This window comes from Clostridium sp. AF32-7AC (genome assembly GCF_003477925.1).
Taxonomy (GTDB): Bacteria; Bacillota; Clostridia; order Lachnospirales; family Lachnospiraceae; genus Otoolea; species Otoolea fessa.
This window is the reverse complement of record NZ_QUEG01000005.1, coordinates 245,077-256,424: the sequence shown is the minus strand read 5'-3', so window position 1 is coordinate 256,424 and position 11,348 is coordinate 245,077. Positions and strand designations below refer to the sequence as shown.

10 protein-coding genes are annotated in these 11,348 nt (G+C 48.1%); 9 read left to right on the top strand and 1 reads right to left on the bottom strand.

What is annotated here, in order from left to right:
- Positions 1-45 precede the first annotated feature (45 nt).
- Positions 46-1,239: an RNA-guided endonuclease TnpB family protein gene (locus tag DWZ45_RS09655; RefSeq protein ID WP_118468842.1), complete on the top strand. Its 1,194-nt coding sequence runs from the start codon at positions 46-48 to the stop codon at positions 1,237-1,239.
- Between the two features lie 234 nt (positions 1,240-1,473).
- On the top strand, positions 1,474-2,103 hold the full coding sequence (gene sigK, locus DWZ45_RS09650; protein WP_118468805.1) for an RNA polymerase sporulation sigma factor SigK: 630 nt from the start codon (positions 1,474-1,476) through the stop codon (positions 2,101-2,103).
- A 199-nt stretch (positions 2,104-2,302) separates the two neighbouring features.
- Here the strand turns inward: sigK and galE are convergent, their stop codons facing one another.
- On the bottom strand, positions 2,303-3,328 hold the full coding sequence (galE, locus tag DWZ45_RS09645) for a UDP-glucose 4-epimerase GalE (protein ID WP_118468803.1): 1,026 nt from the start codon (positions 3,326-3,328) through the stop codon (positions 2,303-2,305).
- A 287-nt stretch (positions 3,329-3,615) separates the two neighbouring features.
- On the opposite strand from galE, the gene DWZ45_RS09640 reads away from it, so the two are divergent.
- The 7 genes from DWZ45_RS09640 (at position 3,616) to DWZ45_RS09610 (ending at position 11,346) form a co-directional block, all read left to right on the top strand.
- Positions 3,616-5,226: a putative DNA modification/repair radical SAM protein gene (locus DWZ45_RS09640; protein WP_118468801.1), complete on the top strand. Its 1,611-nt coding sequence runs from the start codon at positions 3,616-3,618 to the stop codon at positions 5,224-5,226.
- 20 nt (positions 5,227-5,246) lie between these two features.
- On the top strand, positions 5,247-6,044 hold the full coding sequence (locus DWZ45_RS09635; RefSeq protein ID WP_118468840.1) for a TIGR03915 family putative DNA repair protein: 798 nt from the start codon (positions 5,247-5,249) through the stop codon (positions 6,042-6,044).
- A 329-nt stretch (positions 6,045-6,373) separates the two neighbouring features.
- A complete protein-coding gene (locus tag DWZ45_RS09630) occupies positions 6,374-6,667 on the top strand; it encodes a hypothetical protein (protein WP_118468799.1) in 294 nt (97 codons plus the stop codon).
- A gap of 183 nt (positions 6,668-6,850) precedes the next feature.
- On the top strand, positions 6,851-7,243 hold the full coding sequence (locus DWZ45_RS09625; RefSeq protein WP_107000076.1) for a GntR family transcriptional regulator: 393 nt from the start codon (positions 6,851-6,853) through the stop codon (positions 7,241-7,243).
- Complete coding sequence (locus DWZ45_RS09620; RefSeq protein ID WP_117795722.1) at positions 7,230-8,129, top strand: ABC transporter ATP-binding protein; 900 nt, start codon at positions 7,230-7,232, stop codon at positions 8,127-8,129. The genes DWZ45_RS09625 and DWZ45_RS09620 overlap by 14 nt, the downstream gene beginning before the upstream one ends.
- On the top strand, positions 8,104-10,521 hold the full coding sequence (locus DWZ45_RS09615) for a DUF6449 domain-containing protein (protein WP_118468797.1): 2,418 nt from the start codon (positions 8,104-8,106) through the stop codon (positions 10,519-10,521). The genes DWZ45_RS09620 and DWZ45_RS09615 overlap by 26 nt, the downstream gene beginning before the upstream one ends.
- A gap of 249 nt (positions 10,522-10,770) precedes the next feature.
- Positions 10,771-11,346, top strand: a complete 576-nt coding sequence (locus DWZ45_RS09610; protein ID WP_118468795.1) for a zinc ribbon domain-containing protein — start codon at positions 10,771-10,773, stop codon at positions 11,344-11,346.
- Positions 11,347-11,348 lie beyond the last annotated feature (2 nt).

Here is an 11,348-nt window from a genome sequence, read left to right as displayed (position 1 = left end):
ACATCGGTCAATATCCGGCCGGAATATTCTAATATTATAGGGCATATGTGTTATGCTGCTTCCAAACTCTGGAATGTCTGCAACTATGAACGCCGTCGATATAAAGAATTGGGGGTGGAGAAGTATCCTGACTGGTATTATCAGAAGAAAGCGCATAAAGGAGAGTTGTGGTATAGACAGCTTCCGTCCCAGACGGCGCAGGAGACCTGCAAGCAGCTGGATAAAGCCTGGAAATCATTTTATGTCCTTAAAAAGACCGGTGGGATCAAAGATCCAAATCCGCCGCGATTTAAACAGGACAATATACCGATCACTTACATGCAGATGGGAATCCGGCACGAGAAAGGTTCCGACCAATTGCGGCTGTCTCTGTCAAAGGATCTGAAAAGCTATATGGAAGAAGCTTATGGGATTCATGAAAAATTTCTATATCTTGAAAATAAGATTTTCAGGAACATGGATCACATAAAACAGCTGCGGATCTATCCACCGGAAGATGGAAAATGTGACCTTATTGTTATCTATGAGGTCAAGGAGCCAGAACCGCTTCCTCAGAATGGCCATTATTTATCAATTGATCTTGGACTTCATAATCTGATGACCTGTTATGATTCCGGAAATGGAAAAACTTTTATTCTGGGAAGGAAATATCTTTCGCTGGAAAGGTACTTTCACAAAGAAATCAGCAGGGTTCAATCAATATGGTATGCACAGCAGGTGGAAAACGGCATAAAATATCTCAGCTCCTCGAAACACATCAAGAGGCTTTATCGGAAAAAACAGAATGCAGTAAAGGATTACCTTCATAAGGTGACCAGATGGTTTGCAGAATACTGTAAAAAAGAAGGGATAAGCTGTGTAATCATAGGAGATATTCGAAATATCCGTAAAGGAAAAGATATAGGGCACAAGACAAACCAGAAGTTTCACGGACTGCCGTATAATAAACTTTATATCATGTTGGAATATAAACTGAAACTGTATGGAATACCATTGATAAAACAGGAAGAAAGCTATACCAGCCAGTGCAGCCCGTTTTCACCAGAAGTATCAAAAAGATATGCAGAGGCATCAAACCGAAAAGAGCGGGGCATGTATATAACGGATGGAGTAAGACATAATGCGGATGCAGTAGGAGCATTTAATATCCTGCGAAAACATCTTTCCGTATCCGGAAAACAGAAAGAACTGTCCGTAACCGGACTAAAGAATCCAGAAATAATAAAAGTAGCTGTATAGCCGAAAGGTAAGCAGTAGTGGTGTCATGGACGCACCCTGAAAAAAGGCGGTATCCCGCCAGATTTCAGATGCTCTGGTAACTTAGTTACCGAGTAGTTCACACGCAGCGGATTTATAACCGGCTGGATGGCATGATTTTTAGCGCCCTTTCTAAAATCGGAAAAGCAAGTGGTGCACTGGAAAAGCCACCGAAGCATAAACTATCAGTAAGTAAGCTTCAGGGTGGCTTTTTCTTTGCATACATTTCCAAAGCCTTTGACACCTGGAGAGGAACGGTCCTGTCTGGAACGCATGAAAGAGGGAGACCATGAGGCACGCAATACTCTGATAGAGCGAAATTTACGGCTGGTGGCGCATGTGACCAGAAAATATCAGGGTACAGATTATGAAATGGAAGATCTCCTGTCGATCGGCACCATCGGGCTCATTAAAGCGGTCAATACGTTTCATCCGGAGCGGGGATCGCGGTTGGCGACATATGCGGCGAAATGTATCGAGAATGAGATTCTGATGACCTTCCGTGCTGGTAAAAAATATGCAAAGGATATCTCGTTATATGACCCGATCGGGGTAGATAAAGACGGAGAAACCGTCAGCCGGATGGATGTGCTGGAGGCAGAAGGAAAAGAAGTTCTGGAAACCATTATTTTAAAGCAGGAAATTGAACAGCTTTACCGCGCCTATGAAGCGTGTTTAAAAGAAACAGAGAAAATCGTCTTACGCAGCCGGTACGGGCTGTTTGGCGAAAAGGAACAGACGCAGCGGGAGATTGCCGCCAGACTTGGGATTTCGCGTTCTTATGTGAGCCGGATCGAGAAGCGGGCGCTGGAAAAAATGCGGCGGGGATTTGCGGAACACAAATAAAGAACAGAAAAAGCGGCTGGCAGATGTTAGGATGGACATCTGTCAGCCGCTTTTGTCATGTAATAGGAAATTTTCTGGAATTCCCTATTACACAAAAAGGCACTAACGTGCCAATGATGCGCACTCGCGCGAAGCAGAAACATGTCGCAAGCGACCGCGCTCGGCGCGAGAATGTGCCAAGCACATTCTTTTTCATCTCTTAGTCCTCAGCGTCCCGATATCCGTTCGGGTTCATCGACTGCCATTTCCAGGAGTCAGCGCACATCTCCTCAATGCCGTACTGAGCTTCCCAGCCGAGTTCATTTTTCGCTTTGGTAGCATCGGAGTAGCAGGTTGCGATATCGCCGGCGCGGCGTGGCTTGATTTCATAAGGAATTGTTTTGCCGCAGGCTTTTTCGTAAGCCTTGACAACATCGAGTACGCTGTAGCCTTTGCCGGTGCCGAGGTTGTAGATATATACGTCTGGCTTATCGTTAAATTTTTGGAGTGCTTTTACATGACCGACTGCAAGGTCAACTACGTGGATGTAATCGCGCACACCGGTTCCGTCCGGAGTCGGGTAATCATTGCCGAAGACACCGAGGCATTTCAGCTTGCCGACAGCAACCTGTGCGATATAAGGAACCAGGTTGTTCGGGATTCCCTTCGGATCCTCGCCGATCAGACCGCTCTTGTGTGCACCGATTGGGTTGAAGTAGCGGAGCAGAACGACATTCCATTCCGGATCTGCCACGTGCAGGTCAGTTAAAATCTGCTCAAGCATTCCCTTTGTCTGACCGTAAGGGTTTGTGATTTTGCCTTTCGGGCATTCTTCGGTGATCGGGACGAATGCCGGATCTCCGTATACGGTAGCGGAGGAGCTGAAAATGATTTTCTTGACGCCATGATTGCGCATTACGTCGCAGAGAATCAGGGTTCCAGAGATATTGTTGTGGTAATATTCCAGTGGCTTCGCAACGGATTCCCCGACTGCCTTTAAGCCTGCAAAATGAATGACCGAATCGATGGATTCTTTTTCAAAAATCTCATTGACTGCCTCGCGATCCAGCATATCTGCCTTGTAAAAGGTTACATGCTTGCCGGTGATTTTCTCCACGCGGCGCAGCGCTTCCTCACTGGCATTGTAAAGGTTGTCCATGACAACGACCTCATATCCGGCGTTTAAAAGTTCGATGCAGGTATGACTGCCGATGTAACCGGCGCCTCCAGTAACTAAAATAGCCATTGTAAACTCCTCCTTCATCCTACCTATAAAAATAATTCATTCTATACCTTCAATCTTTCTTTATTATAAACGCGGCTTGCGAGGAAAACAATCAGAAATACTGTCATGTGTTATCGAAATTATATTTTAAGAGGAAGTTTAACAACGCTTTGCGTAGGTTGGAAAGACTCGGATACAGTGTGCGTGATGATAGAATGTGCGTTCGAAAAACAGCTTGCATTTAAAAAGAGGGTGTGATATGATAAATACAGAACGGATGTTCGAAAAACGGGAGGAGGCAGAATCTCATGCTGATACAGGAAAATCTTTCAATCGAAGAAAAGTTAAGAATTTTATCGGATGCGGCGAAGTATGACGCCGCCTGCACCTCCAGCGGCGTGGGCAGAAAGGGAAGGGAAGGCTTTCTTGGAAACAGCCGGGTGGACGGCATCTGCCACAGTTTTGCTTCGGATGGGCGCTGTATCTCCCTGCTGAAAATTTTGTTTACGAACCAGTGCATTTATGACTGCCATTACTGTGTCAACCGGCGGAGCAATGACACGGTTCGCACCTCCTTTACTCCGGAGGAGGTTTGCCGCCTGACGATGGAATTTTACCGGCGCAACTATATAGAAGGATTATTTTTAAGCTCCGGCGTGCTGGACACGCCGGATTACACGATGGAACTGCTGTATCAGACCTTGTACCGGCTTCGCCGCATCCATCGGTTTAACGGCTATATCCATGTGAAAGCAATTCCGGGGGCAGATCCGGAGCTGATTGAGAGAGTAGGCTTTCTGGCGGACCGTATGAGTGTGAATCTGGAGCTTCCGACGGCTGATGGTCTGGCGCGCCTGGCGCCGGGAAAGACGCGGGACAAGATACTGCGCCCGATGCGCCAGATCCAGACTGGGATCGCGAGACAGCTGGAGCAGGAAGGACGCCTGGAGAGCAGAGGGGCATGGATTCCGCGGAAAGAGTGCGGAGAAATTCAGATTCCGGGAGATGGGAGACCTGAAATTGGTGGTAAAGCGATAGGAAAAGGGAAAAAGGAATGTCTGGAGGCTGACAAGGGAATTCTGAGCCTGAATAAGAGGGAGTGGGGGCAGGGTGGAGACAATGCAAAAGGATTTATGAGGTCGAAAGAACCAGGGAGAATGGATGAAAGGGTTGGAAGGACACATACACCGGAGATCCCCCGTGTCATCCCAGGACGATCGATCTATGGCAGTTTCGGACTGGGAAATATCTCAAACCGCAAGAATTATTTCGTCCCCGGCGGTCAGAGCACACAGCTCATTGTCGGGGCGACTCAGGAGAGTGATTATCAGATGGTTACGGTCGCGGAAGCGCTGTATCGGAATTTTGGATTAAAGAGGGTCTTTTATTCGGCGTTTATCAAGGTGAATGAGGATAGCCTGCTTCCGGATCTTCCGGACGGACCGCCGCTTCTGCGGGAACACCGTCTGTACCAGGCGGACTGGCTGATGCGCTACTATGGCTTCCGGGCATCGGAACTTCTGAGTGAAAAACACCCTAATTTTAATGTGTTTCTGGATCCGAAGTGCGACTGGGCGCTGCAGAATCTGGGTGAGTTCCCGGTGGAGATAAACCGGGCACCGTATGAGACACTTCTGCGGGTTCCGGGCATCGGGGTAAAGTCTGCGATGCGGATTGTCGCAGCGAGAAAACAGGTGGCGCTTCGGTTTGAAGATTTGAAGAAGATGGGAGTTGTGCTGAAGCGGGCAGTATACTTCATTACCTGTTCGGGGCGGATGATGTACCCGGTGCAGATCCATGAGGATGCGATCGCGGCACAGCTAATCAGTGAAGAGAAGCGGAAGCAGTGGCAGTTGTCACAGAGCGGGCTGTACCGTCAGATGTCGCTGTTTGATGATTTTCATATGGCGCAGGCATGAAGCAGACGGAGGAGAGAAAAATGGTTGTATTTGTATGCGAAGACAGTCCGGAAGGTATATTCACAGGAGTATATGATGCCTGGAACAGCCGCTTAGGGCATGAGAATGTGCGGCTGGAAGTACAGGGCGAATATAATTACAGCCTGTTTTCGGAGTACCGAGAGGTGGCGGTGGATCGGCTCAAGGCACAGAAAGTCGTGCGCTCGGTGCGCCGATCCCTGTCAGAACTGGCGTACAGCTGGATTTACCGCACGGCGCTGAGTGAGCGGGAGGATCGGGCAGAGGCAGTCTATCGTTTTCTGGTCTGTGGGTTTAGCGCAGGGGCAGCAGGGAGACGTATCACGGAAAATTTACAGATACCGGCGGTGCAGACAGTCTTTCAGATCAACCGTGCGGTTGCCAATGAAGCGCATTTGCAGACAGAATTTCTGCGGTTTGCAGAATATTCCGATCAGGTACTATTTTCTGAGATTGGTCCGAAAAACCGGGTGACGGCATTGCTGATGCCGTATTTTACAGATCGCCTGCCCTCGGAACCATTTATTATCTATGATAAAAATCACCAGGAAGCGGGAGTCTGGACAGGAAAGGGGCGGTGGTATATGATGCGTGGGGCTGAGACAGAGCCCCTGCAGGCGCTTTCCGGGAGAACCGATCAGAGCGAATATGCGGCGCTCTGGAGTGCATTTTTTCATCAGATAGGAATTAAGGAGCGGGAAAATCCAGCCTGTCAGCGGATGCATCTGCCGCTTCGCTACCGGAAATATATGACGGAATTTCAGTTCGGTTCCAACCGTTCAAATTTGGCTAAATTGTGAACAAATCGTAAACACAAAATCGAGAACCTTGTTCATAAAGAAACGAAAAAAGAATAAAAATAAGCCGGAAATCGGGAAAAAGCAGCATTGAAACGAGAAAACTGCTGCATATATATTAAGATTTAAAGACCTTAAAAAACAATGTAAAGTCAACAGAAACAAGGACTTTTCTTACGAAAACTTTCGATTTTTGTAAGAAATACGGGATTTATTTAGTGAATGTTAATTATCTGTTCATATTTTGGACATAATTTGTTTTTATTATAGGTCACGTACCGATGAGGTACAAGAAAACATAAATCGTATGTTTTAAAGAGGAGAGAATAATTATGAGAAAGAATCTTACAAAAACAGCAGCAATCTTAGTTATGAGTGCAATGGTAGCAGCATCTGCTCTGACCGCTTGCGGCAGCAAAGCAGAGGAGACAACTGCAGCAGCAGAGGAGACTGTAGAGGCAGAAGAGACTGAGGCAGCTGAGGAGACCGAGGCTGAAACAGAAGAGACTGAGGAGGTTTCCGAGGAAGAGACCGAAGAGGCATCTGAGGAAGAGACTGAGGCAGCTGAGGAGACTGAGGCTGAAACAGAAGAGACTGAGGCAGCTGAGGAGACACAGGCTCAGTAATCAATCTTTGATTGCAGAAGTTTGTTTCTATTCGGATATAACCAAAAAGGTTGTTAAGAAAATCGTAAGAGGGCAGTCGGTTGACAATCGACTGCCCTTTTTGTATACTATAACTATATTAAATGAACTAATACACTTATGATTTTTGATACAGGGCAGAATGGAGGAAAGGAGAATGTGAGCATGATTCTGATTGATTATAAAGATCGACGACCTCTCTATGAGCAGATTGTTGAGAAGCTGTCGGATCTGATGGTCCGGGGGATTTTGGAGCAGGACAGTCAGCTTCCATCCGTACGGAGTCTGGCAACGGAGCTGTCGATGAATCCGAATACGATCCAGCGGGCGTATGCAGAGCTGGAACGCCAGGGATATATTTATTCGGTTAAGGGCAGGGGCAGTTTTGTGGCGGATAACCGACAGATTCGGGAGAGGAAGCGGCAGGAGATCTGGGATCAGCTGGAACTTCTGATCCGGGATGCAAAAGGAACCGGCATCACGATGCTGGAGTTCCAGGAGCAGGTCATCCAGAGCTATGGAAGTGAGGAAGGAGGAAACAGGAATGATAAAGGCTGAGAATCTGACGAAGCGTTTTTATGATACAGTGGCAGTCGATCATATCCATGCGGAGATTCACAATGGAAGTGTCTTTGGTCTGATCGGAACTAACGGCGCCGGAAAAAGTACCTTTTTGCGGATGGCAGCCGGTATTTTAAAGCCGGACGAAGGGAGCATTACGGTTGATGATGAGACAGTATTTGAGAATACAAAGGTAAAGGCACGATGCTTTTATATCCCGGATGAGCCGTATTTCTTAAGCAATGGAACGGCGGAAGACATGAAAGTGTTTTATCAGGGGATTTATCCGAAGTTTGATGCAGCCCGGTTTGATAAACTGCTAAAGAATTTTGAACTGGAAAGCCGGCGGAAGGTGCAGACCTTTTCGAAGGGTATGAAAAAACAGCTCGCTGTGCTGCTGGGCATCTGCGCGGGAACCGATTATCTGTTCTGCGACGAGACGTTTGACGGGCTGGATCCGGTCATGCGGCAGACGGTCAAGAGTCTTTTTGCCAATGATATCGAGGAGCGGAACCTCACGCCGGTCATCGCCTCCCATAATCTGCGGGAGCTGGAAGATATCTGCGACCATGTAGGTCTGCTTCACAAGGGAGGAATGCTTCTCTCAAAGGATCTGGACGATATGAAGTTAAATATTCACAAGATTCAGTGTGTGCTTCCGGCGGGAGTGGGGAGCAGCGATTTGCAGGGAATCGATATTATAAAGACGGAACAGAGGGGAAGTCTCCTGACGCTTACTGTGCGCGGAAAACGGGAAGAGATTCAGACAATTTTACAGGCGTATCATCCGGTGTTTTTTGAAATGATACCGCTTTCCCTGGAAGAGATCTTTATCAGTGAAACGGAGGTGGCTGGTTATGACATCAAAAGGCTTGTTTTTTAAATATATGAGAGAAAATACGAAGCAGCGTCTCTGGAGCGTGGCGCTTACCGCACTTTTGTGCTTCTTTCTGTTCCCAGTCCTGACAGCGCTGGAAACCAGCATAATGCTGCGTCCGGATAACTTGTCTAAAGATCTGAGCGTCGAAGCGGCGTTAGCAGAAGCAAAATTAAAGCTGACCAATGAGATGCTGCATATGTATTCGATCCAGAATGCAATGCTGGTATTTATCCTGATTGTGACGGCGGTGGTGCTGGCAGCGTCCGGTTTTTCGTATCTCCATTCGAAAAAGAAAACGGATTTTTTTCACAGCCTTCCGATCAGCCGTGAAATGCTTTATACTGTGACCTGCCTGGACGGTATCCTGTATCTGGCAGTCCCGTATCTGGTATTTCTGCTGGTGGCAGGTGTGATGCTGCAGGTGAAGGGCGCGCCATTTTCATGGGGAACCCTGCTGATTGGGTATGTACAGCATATGTGCTTTTTTACCCTGGTGTACATGACGGTGGTGCTGGCAGTGATTCTGACAGGCAATCTGATCGTAGGATTACTTGGAACCGGCGTATTTTTTAGCTGGGGACCGGGCGTGGCTGCAGTGATATCGACGTATTTTTCTGAATACTTCATGACGTTTTATGACAATGGCAATTTCCTGCTGCGCTGGTGCGAGCGTACCTCACCGGTTTTCTGGTACGGCACGGCAACTGGTTCGGATCATCCCACCCGGATGGCAGTCATTGCATTGGCAGTGGCAGCCCTGCTCTTTGGCCTGGGAATGTTCCTGTACCGGAAACGCCCGTCTGAGGCGGCTGGAAGAGCGATGGCATTTAAGGTAAGTGAGCCGGTGATCCGTTTCCTTCTGGTTGTGCCGATCACGCTGTTTTCCGGAATGATTTTCCGATCAATCCTGAATGATGATATCTGGACCGTGTTTGGCTTGATCTGCGGACTGCTCATCACCAGCTGCCTGATCGAAATTATCTATCATTTCGATTTTAAGAGCTTGTTTGCGCATAAGAGACAGCTTGCCATCAGTGCGGTGGCAGTGGCAGCCATTTTCTTGGGGTTCCGCCTGGATGTGGCAGGATATGACAGCTATCTGCCGGATGCTGACAAGGTTGCATACGCGGGTATTTACTGTGATGCGCTGGACAACAATGCGGCAGGGGCTTACCATGTGACTCCGAGAATGTATAGGGATGGCTACAGTGTTGGAATGGAATGGGCGTCCCAGGGAGATGTGGCAGATAAAATGCAGATCTCGGATGAGGATGGAATCCGTGTCCTGCGGGAAATTGGCGCGCAGGGCATCGAGACAGCTTCCAGACAGCGGAAGCATTTGAACGGCGGACAGGATTGGATGAGTGAGGCGGATCTGGATTCACGCTATGATTCGATCGTGCTGTCCTGGCATCTGAACAATGGAAAAACCGTTTACCGTAATTACCGCACGATCAATGTATCGGAGCTGCGGGAACAGCTAGATTCCATTTATGAAAATCAGAGCTATAAACTGGGAATGTACCCGGTGCTGTCCCTACAGGCAGACGATGCCGCAGGCATCAATTACAAAGAGGAAGAGGACTGCAGCCATGTGAAGCTTCCGGATGAGCAGACGAAGGCGGCGCTTCTTGCTGCATACCAGAAAGAGCTGATGGCTCTGACGCCGGATATGCGCCGGGAGGAGATGCCGATCGCGGAGATTCAGTTTAAGACAAATGAGATGCAGGCGATGATTGATGTGATTCGTAAAAATGGCGGCTATTATGACACATTTAACCAGTTTGATTATTACCCGATTTATCCGTCCTTCCAGGAGACGATCGCGATTCTGAAACAGTGTGGTACCGAGGTCGGCAGCAAGGTGACACCGGAAAATACAGAAAAAATCGTGCTTCAGTATCAGGGCGGCAAGATTCCGGAGGATCAGCTGGCACCGGCAGATACAGAGCTTGGAAAACGCCAGCGGGAGTATCTTCAGAATAACAGCAGACGCGAGGTAACGATTACAGATCCGGAACAGATTGCAGAAATTCTTGCAAACTCCGCTTCGGATGATATGGTGCAGATCAATCAAATGGCGGAGGCATATCAGGGGATCAATATTGCAGTATATGTGTCCGGTACAGAGGACACAGGGGCAGTTTCAGAGGATGATTTGAGGGATTCGGTAAATTCAATGGAGGAAAATGAGATAGGTCAGACATATACGGTGGATGCCGGTCAGAATGTCCTGTATGATGGGGAATATGCGGCGGACTATGAAATGGATGAATCGGGTCAGTATGGCATCTACCAGCGCTCGTTCCGCTATGGCAAGGTTCCGGAGTTTGTGAAATCGACCTTCGGTCTGACACCGGAATTGATGCGGTTGAACCGGGTGTTTGCGTATTAAAAAAGTTGCCTGGAGTTGATTCGGGGATGCAAAAGATTGACTTTCTCCCCTGTAGGGGCTAAAATAAGGAGAAACGTAGCGGTTCAGCCGGTTTATGTATTTGATGCAAAAACCGGCTGAATCGTTATGAGAAAATATCAGATGCCTTGGTTTTGCATGAACCTGCCGTTGCATTTAGAACAGCGATGCACTGTCCCATCAGGCAGAACAAAATTTGAGGCGTACATATCCCGCAGAGGAGGAAGAAATATGGCATTTTTCGATGAACTTGGAAAGGTGATCAGCGATAAGAGCAAGGAAGCTGCGAACCGGGTAAAGGACATTACAGGCGTATTACAGCTGAAATCGAAGTTGTCCGCCGAGAAAGATAAGATTAATAAGGCATATATCACACTGGGAAAAGCATACTATGACAGACATGAGGGCGAGCTGGAAGGGAAATTTGCAGATGAGTTCCACACTATCCAGGCAGGGCTTGTGAAGATTGCGTCCCTGGAGGATGAGATTGCCGAGTTAGAGGGCACAAGAGTCTGCGCGGAGTGCGGCGCAAAGGTGGAGAAAAATGCGGCATTCTGCAGCCGGTGCGGTGCGCCGATGGATTCAACGACATCTGCAGATGTGCATGAGCCGGAAGAACCGGAGGAGATGCAGGAGACTATCTTTGAAGAGAAGGATGAAGCTGCAGCAGATAAGGCGGTTGACAACGCAGAAACAGAAGGCGCGGCTGGTCCAGACGCGGATTCCGCGGATGTTTCGGACTCTGTTTCGGAGAACACCACCGATACTGCGGCACAGAATGAAAATAACAGCGGGGAGCAGGCATAATT